Genomic DNA, 15633 nt, shown 5'->3' on the forward strand with positions numbered 1-15633 from the left:
AAGGGGGCTGTTGCTCATGCAACAGCCCCCTTCTTGCTGGAGTGATGAAAAAAAGACTGCCCGAAGGCAGTCTTTTTTATTTGTTGGCAACTTCTACTTTGCCGGCGAACAGTTCCTTGGTGCAGCTCCGGACCACGTTGATGGCCAGGAACATCAGGCACAGAGCTACTACCAGCTGGAGACCTTCCACCATGGGGAAGAACACACCTGCCATGGCTTTCTTGTAGATGCCATAGATGGACAGGCACAGGGCGCTCATGGTCACCAGGAACATAAAGGTCATGGGGATGTAGAGCATCCAGCTCTTACGGCCGGTCACTTTCAGGAATACGGCCAGGGCAACCAGGCACAGGGCACTGAGCAGCTGGTTGGCAGCACCGAACAGCGGCCAGATATTCATGTAACCGCCCAGGCACAGCAGGTAGCTGGGAATCAGGGTCACGATGGTGGCCACATACGTATTGCTCAGGAATTTGGCCACGGAACCCTGTTCCTTGCCTTCTTCCGGAGCCAGGATTTCCTGGAGCATCATCCGGCCGATACGGGTTACCGCATCGATGGTGGTCATGGCCAGAGCGGATACGCACATGGTCACGATGCAGGTGCTGTAATATTTGGGAATACCGAACATGGTGAAGTAGTTGCCGATGGCACCACCGAAGATAGCAAACGGAGTGGCTTTGGGCAGCTGGCCGTTTACAGCCACGGAGCAGGCGATAACCAGGGAAACCACACCCAGGGTGGATTCAATCAGCATGGAACCATACCCAACGGGCAGCATATCTTTTTCATTGGAAATGGTTTTGGAGGAAGTACCAGAAGAAACCAGGGAATGGAACCCGGATACAGCCCCGCAGGCGATGGTTACAAACAGGATGGGGAACAAAGGCTTGCCGGCTACATCAAAGGAAGTGAAGGCAGGCATATTAATAGAAGGATTCCCCACGATGATGCCCAGGACACCGGCCAGGATCATCCCCAGCAGCAGGAATACGGACAGATAGTCACGAGGCTGGATCAGCAGCCACATGGGCATAATGGAAGCGGCGAAGCAGTACGCATAGGTCACATACAGCCAGGTGGTACGGGAAGCGTAGATGGGATGGGCAATGCCAAGGCTCACCATGGCCACCATGCACAGGATTCCCAGGATCAGTTCTTTGGAACCGTGGATGTTGAACCGGCGGGTCACCACACCGAAGATCATGGCAACCACGATGTAGATCATGGAAATGGAAGCGGCGGAGGCGTTGGGCCCCATCATTTCGCCGGTTTTGGAGAAGCCGTTGAAGGTGCTGGCCATAATGTCGGAGAAGGCGGCGATTACCAAGAGGGAGAACAGCCAGCCGAACATCAGGAACATTTTGCAGCCGGTATGGCCCACGTATTTTTCAATCAGGGCACCCATGCCTTTGCCGTCGTTCTTCACGGAAGCATAGAGGGCGGTGAAATCCTGTACAGCACCGAAGAATACGCCGCCTACCAAAATCCATAAGAAAGCAGGAACCCAACCAAACATGGCGGCGATAATCGGACCGGTTACAGGGCCGGCACCGGTAATGGAAGAAAACTGATGGGCAAATACCGTGAAGCGGGAAGCAGGGGCAAAGTCCTTGTCATCCCGGAAACGGTAGGCAGGAGTTTTCGCATCCGGTTCGATTCCCCAGGTCTTTACCAGCCAGCGGCCATAAAACATGTACGCGCAGATAAAGATTACGATAGCAAGACACACAAGCGTTAATCCGTTCATCATCATCACTCCTTCGAAAAAAATCCGACACTCGGGAATGCAAGTGCCGTGATCAAATCGGATGCTTGTTTATGGTACGTAATTTATCACTACCGGATACAAATGTCAACAGTTTTTTGTATACCTCATACAATATTTTTTCAAAGTGTTATCGAGATAAAAACAACTATGGGAATTAACAGAGAATTTGTCCACTGCAGAAGAATTTTCGCCATTTAGAAACAATTTCTTGTGCGCGGAAGGAAGACAAAGGGGGGCGCTGCACGTTGTGTGCAGCGCCCCCTTTGTCATTCGTAATGATTCAATATACTTTTGATCCGTTCCTTTTTGCTTTTGGGAACTTTCCATTCATAGTTCCTGTAGTTGTTCTCTCTGTGGTCGGTGGAATAGTCGGCGTAATCGATATCCCAGTTCTGTTCGTAGCTGCGGTTGTAGTCTCCGTGGCCGTCATCCAGCTGATATCCGGCAAACATGGCATCCTCCTTTGGGAAAAACAGATCCTTCTATAACATTAAGGTTTACAGTTAGGAAGTTTTGTATCATATACTGGTAATTTTAGCACAAACATTGTACAATGAATACAGAGAAATGAAAACACTGTACCGTGGAATCGGTTAGGGGAGTGGAGAGTCATGAAAATCGTTACCTTCGAATACGACAGCGATGTACAGGTGGGGATCATTTCCGAGGATGGAAAATTTGTGATCCCGGCCAACAAGTACAACAATATGTATGAACTGATCCAGCAGGCGGATTTTGAAGAACTGCTGGCTATTGCCCGGGTGGACATGGGTGCGGTTCCCATTGACCAGGTCAAGCTCCTGGCTCCCATTACCCATCCCCGGAATGACATTATCTGTCTGGGCATCAACTACAAATCCCACGACGACGAACTGCCTGATGAATATGTACCGGAAAAAATCGTCCAGCGGCAGGTACCTGTGTACTTCTCCAAACGGGTGGACCGGGCGGTGGATCCGGACGGGACCATCGACGGCCATTTCAATGTGGTGAAGGAACTGGACTATGAATGCGAATTGGCGGTGATCATCGGGAAGGAAGCCCGGGATGTGGCGGAAAAAGATGCCGGGGACTATGTGTTCGGCTATACCATCATTAACGATGTAACCGCCCGGGACGTGCAGGTGGCCCATAAACAGTGGTATTTCGGGAAGAGCCTGGACACCTTTGCCCCCATGGGGCCCTGCATCGTTACGGCGGATGAATTTTATTTTCCGCCGGCGCTCCATCTCACCTGCAAGGTGAACGGGGAACTGCGCCAGGACAGCAACACGAAACTGCTGGTTCACGGGATCCCTTACATCATCAGCGAACTGAGCAAAGGGATGACCCTCCGGGCCGGGACCATCATTGCCACCGGTACTCCCGCCGGCACCGGCATCGGCATGAACCCGCCCCGGTTCCTGAAAAGCGGGGACGTGGTGGAATGTTCCATCGAAGGAATCGGGACCCTGCGGAATAGGGTGAAGTAAATAAGAAAAAAGAGGCCTGCGGGCCTCTTTTTTGTCACTGGTCACTGGCCGATGGAAATCAATTTTGACAAATTGATTCTGAAACAACCAACGCTGAACCCATACAACAAAAAAGGCTGCCTTCCGGCAGCCTCTGCTTTTTATCTGGTGGAACTAACTGGACTCGAACCAGTGACCCCCACGATGTCAACGTGATACTCTAACCATCTGAGCTATAGTTCCATAAGCAACAAACTTATTCTAAACGATAATGGGGTTCTTTGTCAAGTGGGTTTCCTGTTTCTTTTTTCTTCCGGAAACGATATAATGAAAAGAACAGTCAATCAACTCGTAACAAGCAGGAGGAATGGAGTTTGTCGGAAGTGACGGAAAAACGGTTTGAATTCCAGGACGCCCGGGAAATGGTGGCGGTACTGGGAGAAACAGATGAATACCTGAAGCAGATGCAGGAGAGCCTGGGCTGCCGGCTGATCCCCCGGGGAAACGAACTGATCGCCCAGGGAGCGGAACAGGATGTGGAGCTGGCGGACCGGCTGATCCGGGAGTTGCTGTACCTGTACCGCCAGGGGCTGCCCATTACCCAGCATGATGTGAAATACAGCCTGAAACTGGTCCGGGAAGGCCAGGAGGAACAGCTCCACAAGCTGTTCACCGATACGGTGCTCACCACTGTCCGGGGACGGCAGGTAAAGGCCAAGACCCTGGGCCAGATGCGGTATTTGAAGACCATTGCCCAGAACGACATTACCATTGCCATCGGGCCCGCCGGTACCGGGAAGACCTACCTGGCGGTGGCCATGGCGGTGAAGGCCCTGAAAAACAAGGAAGTGGAACGGATCATCCTCACCCGTCCCGCGGTGGAAGCCGGGGAAAAGCTGGGCTTTTTGCCCGGGGATCTCCAGGAAAAGGTGGATCCCTATCTGCGGCCTCTGTATGATGCTCTGTACGAAATGCTGGGGATGGAGGCCTTCCAGAAGAACCTCCAGCGGGGGATCATCGAAGTGGCCCCTCTGGCCTACATGCGGGGCCGTACCCTAAATGATGCTTTCATCATCCTGGACGAGGCCCAGAACACCACCCAGGAACAGATGCGGATGGCCCTTACCCGGTTCGGCTTCGGCTCCAAGCTGGTGGTCACCGGGGATGCCACCCAGGTGGACCTGCCGGGAGGACGGCCTTCCGGACTGGTGAATGCGGCCCAGGTGCTCCAGGACGTGCCGGGGATCGGCATCATCCATTTTTCTGAACAGGATGTGGTCCGGCACGAAATCGTGGGGGCCATCATCCGGGCTTATGAAAAATACGACCGGGCCCGGAAGGAACACCGGCAGCCCGGTGCTGACAGGAATAAAGGAGAAGGAAAATGATCGTTACCCTGGAAAACAACCAGACGGAGATTGCCATTCCGGAAGAACTGGAAGAGACCCTGAAAAAGGCCATGGACATTGTGGCCCGGAAAGAGGAACTGACGGACAATACGGAAGTGGACATTACCATTGTGGACAATGAAGAGATCCATACCCTGAACCGGGAGTACCGGGGCATCGACCGTCCTACGGACGTGCTGAGCTTTGCCCTGGACGAAGGGGACGAGGAACCGGAAGTGGACGACGGGGAAGCGGAACACCTGCTGGGGGACGTAATCATCTCCGCTCCCCGGGCCGTGGAGCAGGGAGAGGAATTTGGCCATGGGCTCACCCGGGAAATGACCTACCTGGCGGTCCATGGGATGCTCCACCTTTTGGGCTATGACCATATGGAAGAGGCGGACAAACGGGTGATGAGGGCCCGGGAGGAGGAAATCCTCCGGGAACTGGACCTGGCGGAGGAAAACTATGGAGGCTGAACTGGACCGGGAGCTGTTTGAAGCGGCCTGTGCCGTGCGGAAAAATTCCTACAGCCCCTATTCCCATTTTGCGGTGGGAGCAGCGGTCCGGGCAGCGGACGGCCGGATCTTCACCGGCTGCAATGTGGAAAACGCTTCCTATGGCCTGAGCCTCTGCGCGGAACGGTGTGCCATCTTTGCCGCCGTGAAGGAAGGGGTCAGGGAGTTTGCCGCCCTGTGCGTCACTGCCGATACTCCGGAACCGGTGTCCCCCTGCGGGGCCTGCCGGCAGGTGATGGCGGAATTCCGCATCCCCCGGATCTATCTGACCAATGTGAAGGGACAGGTAAAGACCGCCACGGTGGCGGACCTGCTGCCCTATGATTTCAGTTTGTAATACAGAAAGGACTTATATGGAAGAACAGAATACCCAACAGCATCGCTCCGGTTTTGTAGCCGTGGTGGGACGCCCCAATGCAGGAAAATCCACCCTGGTGAACCATCTGGTGGGGGAAAAGGTGGCCATTATCTCCGACCGGCCCCAGACCACCCGGAACCGGATCCTGAGCATCCTGAGCACGGCGGAAGCCCAGATGGTGTTCCTGGATACCCCCGGCCTCCACAAACCCCAGGACAAACTGGGAGAACACATGGTCCAGGCGGCCCTCAATGCCATCAAAGAAGTGGATGTGGTGCTTTTTGTGGTGGATGCCTCGGAAAAACGGGGGAAGGGAGAACAGGTGATCCTGGAACGGCTGCGGGAAGACTGCAAAGCGCCGGTGATCCTGGTGCTGAACAAAATCGACCGGCTTGCGGACAAAGCGGTGCTCCTGCCCATGATCGACAAATTCCGGAAGGAATATCCCTTCCGCAGCGTATTGACCCTGTCCGCTCTGGAAGATGAGGACTTTTCGCCTCTGCTCCAGGAAATCCAGAGCTGCCTGCCAGTGGGGCCTGATTTCTATCCGGAAGACATGTATACGGACCAGCCGGAACGGGTGATGGCGGCGGAAATCATCCGGGAGAAGATCCTCCAGCTGACCCGGGACGAAGTGCCCCATGCGGTGGCGGTCCAGGTACAGGAAATGAAGACCCGGCCCAACGGCATGGTGTATGTTCGGGGAGACATTTATGTGGAACGGGATTCCCAAAAGGCCATCCTGATCGGGGCCAAGGGGAAGATGCTGAAGGAAATCAGCCAGCGGTCCCGGGAGGATATGGAAGCTTTCCTGGGGAACCGGGTGTACCTGGAACTGTGGGTGAAGGTCCGTCCCAAATGGCGGGAAAAGGAAGGGGACCTGAAACGGCTGGGGCTGGCCGGAGACCGTCCCCAATATTGACCGGACGCCGGGAAAAAGTGTATAATTTGAGCGATATACCCCGCCGGAAAAACCGGCAAAATGATCAAAGGAGAGATGTCCTATAGACGCGGGACCTGCGCTTGGGCGCATACTGAAACCAATCTTATATCCATTTGCTTATCTGTTCTGGCATGTGGGCGCTGCCCTGTACCATTTCATGGGGGTGGAACCGGCCCAGAAAGGGGCCAGCCATTCGGAGGATGACATCCGGAAAATGGTCAGTGCCAGTGAAAAAGGCGGCAGCATCGACCCGGTGGAAAGCCGGCTCATTGACAATGTATTCGATTTTGCAGACCGGGTGGCCCGGGAAGTGATGGTGCCCCGGCAGGACATGGTGTGCCTGTTCGTGGACGACCCCATCGAGGAAAACATGAAGGTGATCCGGGAATCCGGCCACACCCGGTACCCTCTCTGTGAAGAGGACCGGGACCATATCCTGGGGATGGTCCACATCCGGGAATTCATGAATGCGGACTACCGGCAGCCGGGCTTCGACCTCCGGTCCATTATGCGGGAAATCGATGTGGTGCCGGAAAGCATGTCCATTGCCAAGATCCTCCAGCTGATGCAGCACAAGCATGTGCAGATGGCGGCGGTAGCCGATGAATATGGGGGCACCGCAGGGCTGGTGACCATGGAAGACCTGCTGGAAGAAATCGTAGGGGATATCCAGGACGAGCATGATACGGATATGCCGGAAATCAACAAGATGCCCGACGGGTCTTATGTGTTCGACGGACTGGTGCTCCTGGATGAAGTATCGGAAATCATGGGGATCCAGTTCGATGATCCGGAAGAGGACACCATCGGAGGTTATGTGTTCGGCCTCATCGGCCGGCAGCCGGTGGTGGGCGACAGTGTGGAGGAAAACGGCTACAAGTTCGAAGTGCTGGATTCCACTGGGTTCCGGGTGCTCCGGGTCCGGGTGATCCCTTTGAAAAAAGACAAGAAGGAAGCGGCTGTCCATGAGCAGTGAAGTGTTTCAAGACGAAGCAGTGATCCTCCGAGTAAAAAACTGGCAGACTGCGGATAAATACGCAGTCTGCTTTTGTCGTGAACACGGCAAAATCCCCTTTGTGGCCTATGGAGCGGCCTATCCCCGGAGCCAGAGCGGCCGCCTGGTCCAGCCTTTTGCCCATCTCCGGCTGAGCCTTTCCCCAGGGAGGAAGGTGGCTTCTCTCCGGAGCTGTGAAAGCCTGGAGATGCCCCTTGCCATGGACTGGGAGAACCTGGCCTACGGAGCCATTATCGGGGAAGCGGCAGAACATCTCCTGGGGGATGAGGAACCCCAGGAAGAAGTGTTCCTGCTGCTGCTGGAAGCCTTCCGTCTTTTGGGGAAACGGAACCGGCGGCTGGTCACCGACAGCACCCTGCTGAAGCTGCTGGCCCTGTGCGGGCTGAATCCCATCCTGGACCAGTGCACCAGCTGCGGGGAACCGGTGACGGAAGACGGATATTTCAGCCTGGTCCAGGGGGGCTTTTTGTGCAAAAACTGTGCCATGGGGGATGAACTGCCCTTTACGGTAGCCACCCGGGACCTGATGGACCGGCTGCTCCATTTGGATCTCCAGTCTCCCCCGGATTTCACCGTCAGGGGCCGGGAACTGATGGCCATGGAGAAGATCCTCCACCAGTTCATCCTGTACCAGACGGACCGGCCCCTCCGGAGCCTGGAATTCCTGGCCAAAATGGAGAAAACCAGCCATGGATAAGGTGCAGCTGAGCAAACTGATCCTCCGGCAGCGGAAGGACCTGATTTTCTGGGTGGTGCTGCTGTTCAACACCCTGACCACCTTTGCCACTCCGGCACTGGACTGGTATTTTCCTCTGAAACTGGTGCTGCTGTTCTGGGTGGGGTCCGGGGTGTGGCTGGCCCTGCCGGTGATCGAACGGCTGAAGAAGCGGGAAAAAGCCTGGCATCTGGCCACAGTGGCTCTGGTGCTGGGGACTTTGTACCTGTTTCCGGCGGCCTGGCCGCTGCGGGTGGAATATCCCCTGCTGGAACTGTGGTTTTTGGTGACAGTGCCCTGTACCTGGTACAGTGTGTGGCATTTCTTCGGCTGGCGGAAAATACGTCAGCCCCGGGGCGCCCTGTGGACCCTGTGGCCGGTGCTCATGACACTGGGGGCCCTGTGGGCCGTGTGGGACACGGACAAGGGAGCCCTGGGGGCGGCCTTCCTCCAGCAGCTGTTCTACCTGGCCCTGGGGCTGGAATACTGCCGCTGCGGTGCCCATTACCAGCACCGGCTGCTGTTCAACGGAGGTCTGCTGCTCATTACGGCGGCCTTCTGGAGCTTTCTCACATCCTTCGTATTCATCCTCCCGGAGCCGGTGTATCCGGTTCTGTGGGCAGTCTGGCTGGGGGTCCTGAACTGGATTTTTCCGGAGCTGGGGGAGAGGCAAACAGTCACTGGTCTCTAGTCCGCAGCCCATGGAGACCATCTGCCCGGGGCAGATGGTGATGAATGGAAACGCAGCCGGGGGCTGCTAACCCACCACCAGCCTTGCGGCTGGTCCCCCGCCCTTGAAAAGGGCGGATAGGGGCTCGGGCCTGCGGCCCATTGCTTTATGCACAAGGGCGCAGCCCGGCGTGCAGTATATCCGCCCTTTTCAAGGGCGGGGGACCGTTGCGCCTGCGCAATGGTGGTGGGTTAGGCGCCGCCATTTGTTCGGCGCCGTATCCTTTGACCAACGATTCACGATAAACGACAAACGAGGTATACCCATGAAACTGATCACCTGGAATGTAAATGGCCTTCGGGCCTGTATGAACAAAGGCTTTGCTGATTTTATGAAAGAGGCGGACGGGGACATTGTCTGCGTCCAGGAAACCAAGATGCAGCGGGAACAGGCGGATTTCCAGTTCCCCGGCTACCATGAATACTGGAACAGCGCGGTGAAAAAGGGCTATTCCGGCACCGCTATTTTTTCCAAGACGGAACCGTTGAAAGTGACCTACGGCCTGGGCCTGGCGGAACACGACCAGGAAGGCCGGGTGATCACCGCCGAATACCCGGATTTCATCCTGGTGAACGTGTACACCCCCAATTCCCAGCGGGGGCTTACCCGGCTGGACTACCGGATGGACTGGGAGGACGTGTTCCAGGACTACTGCGCCAGACTGGCAGAACAGAAGCCGGTGATTGTCTGCGGGGACATGAACGTAGCCGCCCAGCCCATCGATCTGAAGAATCCGGACAGCAACCACAAGAACGCAGGGTTCTCGGACGAGGAACGGGCCAAGTTCCAGCAGTTCCTGGATCACGGGTTCGTGGATGCTTTCCGGAGCCTGTATCCGGACAAGACCGGTGCCTACACCTGGTGGTCCTATATGTTCAAGGCCCGGGAGCGGAACGCCGGGTGGCGGATTGACTACTTCCTGGTGTCCCAGAACGGGAAAGACCGGATCCAGGACGTGATCATCCACAATGAAGTCATGGGCAGCGACCACTGCCCGGTGGAATTGGAGTGGAAATAGGAGGTACAGGATGGAAGGGGCATTTATCGGAGATATTGTGGGATCGGTTTATGAATGGTCCGGGCACAAAGGGAAGAAATTTCCCCTGTTCGGTCCCGGCTGCCGGGCAACGGACGATTCCCTTATGACCCTGGCGGTGGCAAGGGCCTTTGGGGAGGCCCAACAGGCCGGGAAACTGCTGGAGGCGGATACAGTGCTGCCCCTTCTGGCCCGGGAAATGCGGAACCTGGGGCAGAAGTATCCCAATGCCGGGTTCGGGGGCAAATTCCGGCTGTGGCTCCGTGATCCGTCTCTGGGGCCCTATGGCAGCTTCGGCAACGGAGCGGCCATGCGGGTATCCCCGGCAGGGTGGTTTGCTTCCACCCTGGAAGAGGCCCAGCATCTGGCAGTATTGTCCTGCCAGGTGACCCACAACCATCCGGATTCCTACCGGGCGGCCCGGGCTGTGGCCGGGGCGGTGTTCCTGGCCCGGCAGCACAAGAACAAGGACCAGATCCGCACCTATTTGCGCCAGTACTATCCCCTGGATTTCCGGCTGGAGGAGATCCGGGACAGCTATCAGGGGGATGCCACCTGTGAGGGCTCCGTGCCCCAGGCCCTGGAAAGTTTCCTGGAGGCGGAAGATTTTGAAGACGCCCTCCGGAACGCCGTGTCCCTGGGCGGGGATACGGATACCCTGGCCGCCATGGCCGGCAGCATCGCCGAACCTTTCTTCGGGATCCCGGAACTGATCCTGGCAGAGGGAAGGAAGTTTTATCTGCCGGAGATGCGGGAGATGGTGAAGTGAAAAAGGGGTGCTGCACGCAGCACCCCTTCGTTGACCGTTGACAAAAAGAGGATGCTGCACGTGTGTTTTTTGCGCGTGCAGCATCCTTTTTTTACGTAAACTCCTTCACGATCTTGATATATTCCTGGGCGTGGAAGGGGAGGTAGCCGTTTTTCCGGTAGGCGGCCACGAAGGTAACCGTAGTGTTGGGACTGCCTACGGAAAACAGGGCCAGCTGGCTCCGGTCCGGGATGTACTTCAGATGGGTCTCGGTGATGAAGGTGAACCCGTAGCCCCGGGCCGCCAGTTCCGCTTCTGCCTGGATATTCTTGGTTTCCAGGATGATCCGGGGCTCCAGGTGCTGCTGCCGGAACAGCCGGTCCACCACCTGCCGGGTCCGCTGACTGGGGTTCTGGACGATGAACCCCTGGTCCTTCAGGAGCCGCAGGTCCATATGGGGATACCGGCAGTCCTTCTTCTTCCGTCCGTATCGGGTGAATTCACTGTCTTTGTGCATCACCAGCACCACTTCCTCCCGGCTGATCACCGTAGTGGCCAGCCCGGGCTCCGGGTCCAGATAGTTGAAAAAGGCCAGGTCGATGTCCCCGTCCAGGAGCAGCCGGACCAGATGGTCCGAATTGGCCTCGTGGACGTCAATCCGTACATTGGGGTATTTTTCATGGAACAGGGGCAGGGTGATGGGCAGCATATAGGTGCCCCGCATGGTGGGAAATCCGATTTTCAGATACCCTTCGTTGTTCTTGATAATATCCCCCATTTCCTGGTCCAGGGCCCGTTTGGCCTCCAGGATCTCCCGGGCTCGCTGGAGGTACCGCTCCCCGGCGTAGGTGGGCTGGTACCGGTTCCCCAGACGCTGGAACAGAGGCTGGTGGAGTTCTGTTTCCAGGGCCTTCAGGAATTTGGACAGGGTGGGCTGGGTGAGATGGAGGGCTTCTGCTGCCTTGGTGATGTTCTGGTGCCGGGCAATGGCCAGCACATAGTTCAGTTCTTTGAAATCCATGGCATCCTCCTTGTTTTTTCTTCGATTATACCCTGGATCATTCCTGAAAACCATAGCTAATATAGAAAACATGAATTGTTTTTATTGTACTGAAAATACAAAAATTCTCTTTTCTTTCTGTACAGAACCCTTCAAGCGGATAAAAAGTGACAAAATAACTGATTTTATAAAAAGTACTGTTCAGAAAAAAGCTTTTCTTCGTAAATTTGGGCCTAAAAGTATGAATTAAATTCATGATGAACTGATAAAAGATGAATTTAACCCATTCTGAAAATTCTGGTACCATAGAGTCAACGAAAGAACGGAGTTCAGGAATCCAGGGAGGTACAGAAACATGGAGAAAGCATACAAACTGCCGGTAACGATACTGCGGGGAGGCACCAGCAAAGGGATCTATCTGCTGGAAAAGGATCTTCCGGCCAATCGGAAACAGTGGGATGCCCTGCTGCTGCGGCTCATGGGAAGCCCGGACAAGAAACAGATCGACGGACTGGGAGGCAGCCAGTCGGTGACCAGCAAGGTGGCCATCCTCCGGAAATCGGACCGGCCTGACGCGGATGTGGATTACACCTTCGCCCAGGTTTCCGTGGACAAGGCTGTGGTCAGCTACGGAGGCAACTGCGGCAACATTTCTTCCGGGGTCGGGCCTTTCGCCATTGAAAAGAAACTGGTGCCGGCTCTGGAAGGCACTACCCTGGTGCGGATCTACAACACCAACACCGGCAAGGTGATCCAGGAAGAAGTCCCCACCCGTGACGGGCAGGTCCAGTATGAGGGAGAATTCCGGATCGCCGGGGTGCCGGGGACGGCGTCTCCGTTGAAACTCCGGTTCGTGGAACCGGCGGGGACCCTGGGGAAAGGGCTGCTGCCCACCGGGAATCCGGTGGATGTGCTGGAAGTGCCGGGGAAGGGTCCGGTGGAAGTATCCCTGGTGGATGCGGCCAACCCTCTGGTATTTGTCTGGGCCGCTGACCTGGGTCTTACGGGAACGGAACTGCCGGATGCCATCAACGGAGATCCGGAACTGCTCCGGCTGCTGGAAACCATCCGGGGCCTGGCAGCGGTGAAGCTGGGACTTTGTGAGAAACCGGAAGAAGCGGCCTGGGTGACTCCGGGACTGCCCAAGATGACCCTGGTGGCTCCTCCTGCCTCCTACACCACTTCAGCAGGGGAAACCATAGAAGCTGACCAGGTGGACCTGGTGGCCCGGATGATGTCCATGCAGAAGGCTCATCCCAGTTACGCCATGACGGGAGCCATGTGCACCGCGGCCGCTGCAGCGGTCCCCGGCACCCTGGTCCGGCAGGTGTTCCGTCCGGAAGGGGATCTCCAGAACATCCGGATCGGTCATCCGGGAGGGATCCTGCCCTGCGGAGTGGAATGGAAGGAAAATGGAACGGTGCCGGAAATCCTGGATACCTTCGGGTACCGGACAGCCAACCTGCTGTTGGAAGGCCTGGCCCGGGTACGGGTCTGATACAGAAGAAAAAGGAGAATGGATATGGACTTCAGTGTAATTTCCCTGCTGGTGCTGGCCCTGGTGGTCGCCGTAGGGTTCATCAAAAAAATCAACATCGGTTTCTTCTCTGTGGGGGCCGCCTTCCTGCTGGGTATGGCGGGGAACCTTTCGGCCAAGGCCATTGTCAGCGGGTTCTCCAGTTCCATGTTCGTAACCCTGGTAGGGGTCACCTTCCTGTTCGGCATGGCTTCCGCCAACGGCACCCTGGATCTGTTTTCCAAAAAAGTGGTGGCCCTGGTGGGGAAACGGACCTACCTGATTCCCATCCTGATGTTTGTGCTCAGCGCCTTCATCTCTGCCATCGGACCCGGCCACATTGCCGCAGGGATCCTGATGACCACCTTCGCCGTGTACCTGGCCTTTGAGCTGAAGATCAACCCTATGGCCACGGCTCTGTACGCCAAACTGGGGGCCAACGCCGGCTGCGCTTCTCCTCTGTCCCTTACCGGGATCCTGGCCCGGAACCTGTCGGAACCTTATGGCATCGACGGCTTCGGCCTCCACCTGTTCCTGACCACTCTGCTTTCCGGCTTTGTGTTCACGGTGGTTGTCTACCTGCTGTACAAAGGGTACAAGGTGAACGGGGACAACCCGCTGAAACTGTCCGACATTCCCGCTTTCAACCGGGAACAGAAAATCACCATGGGCGCCATTGCCGTCATGGTCATCTTCTGCATCGGCTTCAAGATGGATACGGGGCTGTTCGCCTTTGTGGCGGCTGCCGTGCTGATTCTCCTGAAATGCGCTGACGAAAAACAGGCCATCCGCCAGATTCCCTGGGGCACCCTGATGCTGATCTGCGGAGTGGGGATGCTGGTCAGCGTGATCACCAAACTGGGAGGCATCAAACTGGTGTCCGACTTCCTGGCTTCCTTTATGACCGCTTCCACCGCCGTGCCCATTATGGCCGCGACTTCCGGGATCCTGTCCTGGGTCAGCTCCACCACCGGTGTGGTCATGCCGGCTCTGTATCCTATCGCTCACCAGATCACCGGTACCTTCGGAGGCAGCGTCAGCTACGTGGAACTGATCTCCGCCATTACCGCTACCTCCTTTGCGGCGGCCATCAGCCCTCTGTCCACCGGCGGGGCCATCATCATGTCCTCCTATTCCGCAGCCAAGGAAACCACCACCTACGAGATGAACAAAATGTTCAAGACCCTGTTCCTGCTCAGTGTGGCCAATGTGGGCATCAATGTGATCATGGCAGCCCTCCATGTATTCTTCCTGGGCGGCCTGTTCCTGTAATCTATCCATGAGGTGAATGAAATGATTGAACTGACGAAAAACGGTGCATATCTGCTGAACGGCCGGGAACTGATCCCGGAAGAGAACAAGGCCCTGGGAGAACAGAAACTGGGCCGGAAACTGGAAAGGGAAGAAGGCCGGAAGGGGACCATTGCCTGGGGCATCCTCCAGGACCACAACACCAGCGGTTCCCCGGATCATCTGAAGATCCGCTATGACGCCCTCACTTCCCACGACCTGACCTATGTGGGGATCATCCAGACCGCCCGGGCTTCCGGCATGGACCATTTCCCCATGCCCTATGTGCTCACCTGCTGCCACAATTCCCTGTGCGCCGTGGGAGGCACCATCAACGAGGACGACCATCTCTTCGGCCTCACCGCCGCCCAGAAATACGGGGGCATCTTCGTACCGCCCCATGTGGCCGTGATCCACCAGTACATGCGGGAAATGCACGCCGGCTGCGGGAAGATGATCCTGGGTTCCGACTCCCATACCCGGTACGGGGCCCTGGGGACCCTGGCCGTAGGCGAAGGGGGCGGGGAACTGGACAAACAGATCCTGGGAGACACCTGGGACACGGATTACCCGGAAGTGGTGGCCGTGTATCTTACCGGCCGGCCCCAGCCCTGGGTGGGACCTCAGGACATTGCCCTGGCCCTGTGCCGGGCGGTGTTCAAGAACGGCTACGTGAAGAACAAAGTGATGGAATTCGTGGGACCCGGGGTTTCCTCCATGTCCACGGACTACCGGAATGCGGTGGACGTAATGACTACGGAAACCACCTGCCTGTCGTCCATCTGGCGGACTGACGAAGATACCCGGGCCTTCCTGAAGGAACATCACCGGGAGGCCGATTACAAGGAACTGAATCCGGGAGAAGTGGCCTATTATGACGGCTGCATCCAGGTGGACCTGTCCCAGGTGAAGCCCATGATCGCCCTGCCTTTCCATCCTTCCAACGCCTACACCATCGACGAACTGAACGCCAACCTGGAAGACATCCTCCGGGAAACGGAAAAGAAAGCGGAAGAAGTGTCCCAGGGACGGGCTCCCTATACCCTTACGGACAAGATCCGGGACGGGAAGCTCCAGGTCCAGCAGGGGGTCATCGGAGGCTGTTCCGGCGGGAATTACTCCAACGTGGCGGAAGCCGCCGCTCTCCTCTGGGG

At 56.6% G+C, this 15633-nt stretch carries 16 protein-coding genes and 1 tRNA gene; 13 read left to right on the forward strand and 4 right to left on the reverse strand.

The annotated features are described in order from the left end of the window. Positions 1-76: 76 nt before the first annotated feature. The gene (locus QVO43_RS06585; protein WP_288174657.1) at positions 77-1750 is read right to left on the reverse strand and encodes a carbon starvation CstA family protein; all 1674 of its coding nucleotides are present in this window, start codon (positions 1748-1750) and stop codon (positions 77-79) included. Positions 1751-2037: 287 nt separating this feature from the next. Next, entirely contained in the window at positions 2038-2223 is a 186-nt protein-coding gene (locus tag QVO43_RS06590) for a hypothetical protein (RefSeq protein ID WP_022487748.1), read from the reverse strand. A gap of 159 nt (positions 2224-2382) precedes the next feature. Between QVO43_RS06590 and QVO43_RS06595 the strand changes: the two genes are divergently transcribed. Further along, entirely contained in the window at positions 2383-3243 is an 861-nt protein-coding gene (locus tag QVO43_RS06595) for a fumarylacetoacetate hydrolase family protein (protein WP_022487749.1), read from the forward strand. A 145-nt stretch (positions 3244-3388) separates the two neighbouring features. Here the strand turns inward: QVO43_RS06595 and QVO43_RS06600 are convergent. Beyond that, positions 3389-3465, reverse strand: a tRNA-Val gene (locus QVO43_RS06600). A 131-nt stretch (positions 3466-3596) separates the two neighbouring features. On the opposite strand from QVO43_RS06600, the gene QVO43_RS06605 reads away from it, so the two are divergent. The 9 genes from QVO43_RS06605 to QVO43_RS06645 all read left to right on the forward strand — a co-directional run bounded on the left by QVO43_RS06605 (position 3597) and on the right by QVO43_RS06645 (position 10694). Then, positions 3597-4610 (forward strand): PhoH family protein, encoded by a 1014-nt coding sequence (locus QVO43_RS06605; RefSeq protein ID WP_022487750.1) that lies wholly within the window; start codon positions 3597-3599, stop codon positions 4608-4610. Further along, complete coding sequence (ybeY, locus tag QVO43_RS06610; protein WP_022487751.1) at positions 4607-5089, forward strand: rRNA maturation RNase YbeY; 483 nt, start codon at positions 4607-4609, stop codon at positions 5087-5089. Before QVO43_RS06605 ends, ybeY begins: the two co-directional genes overlap by 4 nt. After that, entirely contained in the window at positions 5079-5465 is a 387-nt protein-coding gene (locus QVO43_RS06615; protein WP_022487752.1) for a cytidine deaminase, read from the forward strand. Before ybeY ends, QVO43_RS06615 begins: the two co-directional genes overlap by 11 nt. Positions 5466-5481: 16 nt before the next feature. Next, positions 5482-6408, forward strand: coding sequence for a GTPase Era (gene era / locus QVO43_RS06620; protein WP_022487753.1), 927 nt, complete (start codon positions 5482-5484; stop codon positions 6406-6408). A gap of 154 nt (positions 6409-6562) precedes the next feature. Beyond that, complete coding sequence (locus tag QVO43_RS06625; RefSeq protein WP_022487754.1) at positions 6563-7405, forward strand: hemolysin family protein; 843 nt, start codon at positions 6563-6565, stop codon at positions 7403-7405. Then, complete coding sequence (gene recO, locus QVO43_RS06630) at positions 7395-8141, forward strand: DNA repair protein RecO (protein ID WP_022487755.1); 747 nt, start codon at positions 7395-7397, stop codon at positions 8139-8141. Before QVO43_RS06625 ends, recO begins: the two co-directional genes overlap by 11 nt. Beyond that, positions 8134-8850 carry a hypothetical protein gene (locus tag QVO43_RS06635; protein ID WP_022487756.1) on the forward strand — a complete coding sequence of 239 codons (717 nt, stop codon included), beginning with the start codon at positions 8134-8136 and terminating at the stop codon, positions 8848-8850. The genes recO and QVO43_RS06635 overlap by 8 nt, the downstream gene beginning before the upstream one ends. Before the next feature lie 304 nt (positions 8851-9154). Continuing rightward, positions 9155-9907: an exodeoxyribonuclease III gene (locus QVO43_RS06640; protein ID WP_022487757.1), complete on the forward strand. Its 753-nt coding sequence runs from the start codon at positions 9155-9157 to the stop codon at positions 9905-9907. 10 nt (positions 9908-9917) lie between these two features. Beyond that, on the forward strand, positions 9918-10694 hold the full coding sequence (locus QVO43_RS06645; RefSeq protein ID WP_022487758.1) for an ADP-ribosylglycohydrolase family protein: 777 nt from the start codon (positions 9918-9920) through the stop codon (positions 10692-10694). Between the two features lie 91 nt (positions 10695-10785). Here the strand turns inward: QVO43_RS06645 and QVO43_RS06650 are convergent, their stop codons facing one another. After that, a complete protein-coding gene (locus tag QVO43_RS06650) occupies positions 10786-11694 on the reverse strand; it encodes a LysR family transcriptional regulator (protein ID WP_022487759.1) in 909 nt (302 codons plus the stop codon). 334 nt (positions 11695-12028) lie between these two features. On the opposite strand from QVO43_RS06650, the gene QVO43_RS06655 reads away from it, so the two are divergent. From QVO43_RS06655 to QVO43_RS06665, 3 genes are all read left to right on the forward strand, one after another. Further along, entirely contained in the window at positions 12029-13171 is a 1143-nt protein-coding gene (locus QVO43_RS06655; RefSeq protein ID WP_022487760.1) for a 2-methylaconitate cis-trans isomerase PrpF family protein, read from the forward strand. Between the two features lie 24 nt (positions 13172-13195). Beyond that, positions 13196-14461, forward strand: a complete 1266-nt coding sequence (locus QVO43_RS06660) for an SLC13 family permease (protein WP_022487761.1) — start codon at positions 13196-13198, stop codon at positions 14459-14461. A 21-nt stretch (positions 14462-14482) separates the two neighbouring features. Beyond that, positions 14483-15633: hydratase (locus QVO43_RS06665; RefSeq protein ID WP_288174660.1), on the forward strand; the 1151-nt coding region annotated here is incomplete at its 3' end.

This window comes from Acidaminococcus sp. CAG:542, from assembly GCF_000437815.1.
Taxonomy (GTDB): domain Bacteria; phylum Bacillota; class Negativicutes; order Acidaminococcales; family Acidaminococcaceae; genus Acidaminococcus.

What these genes read in the sequence shown, in the direction of transcription:
- QVO43_RS06585 (WP_288174657.1), bottom strand. Translation starts at nt 1,750, where the DNA reads ATGAACGGATTAACGCTTGTGTGTCTTGCTATCGTAATCTTTATCTGC.
- QVO43_RS06590 (WP_022487748.1), bottom strand. Translation starts at nt 2,223, where the DNA reads ATGTTTGCCGGATATCAGCTGGATGACGGCCACGGAGACTACAACCGC.
- QVO43_RS06595 (WP_022487749.1), top strand. Translation starts at nt 2,383, where the DNA reads ATGAAAATCGTTACCTTCGAATACGACAGCGATGTACAGGTGGGGATC.
- ybeY (WP_022487751.1), top strand. Translation starts at nt 4,607, where the DNA reads ATGATCGTTACCCTGGAAAACAACCAGACGGAGATTGCCATTCCGGAA.
- QVO43_RS06615 (WP_022487752.1), top strand. Translation starts at nt 5,079, where the DNA reads ATGGAGGCTGAACTGGACCGGGAGCTGTTTGAAGCGGCCTGTGCCGTG.
- era (WP_022487753.1), top strand. Translation starts at nt 5,482, where the DNA reads ATGGAAGAACAGAATACCCAACAGCATCGCTCCGGTTTTGTAGCCGTG.
- recO (WP_022487755.1), top strand. Translation starts at nt 7,395, where the DNA reads ATGAGCAGTGAAGTGTTTCAAGACGAAGCAGTGATCCTCCGAGTAAAA.
- QVO43_RS06635 (WP_022487756.1), top strand. Translation starts at nt 8,134, where the DNA reads ATGGATAAGGTGCAGCTGAGCAAACTGATCCTCCGGCAGCGGAAGGAC.
- QVO43_RS06640 (WP_022487757.1), top strand. Translation starts at nt 9,155, where the DNA reads ATGAAACTGATCACCTGGAATGTAAATGGCCTTCGGGCCTGTATGAAC.
- QVO43_RS06645 (WP_022487758.1), top strand. Translation starts at nt 9,918, where the DNA reads ATGGAAGGGGCATTTATCGGAGATATTGTGGGATCGGTTTATGAATGG.
- QVO43_RS06650 (WP_022487759.1), bottom strand. Translation starts at nt 11,694, where the DNA reads ATGGATTTCAAAGAACTGAACTATGTGCTGGCCATTGCCCGGCACCAG.
- QVO43_RS06655 (WP_022487760.1), top strand. Translation starts at nt 12,029, where the DNA reads ATGGAGAAAGCATACAAACTGCCGGTAACGATACTGCGGGGAGGCACC.
- QVO43_RS06660 (WP_022487761.1), top strand. Translation starts at nt 13,196, where the DNA reads ATGGACTTCAGTGTAATTTCCCTGCTGGTGCTGGCCCTGGTGGTCGCC.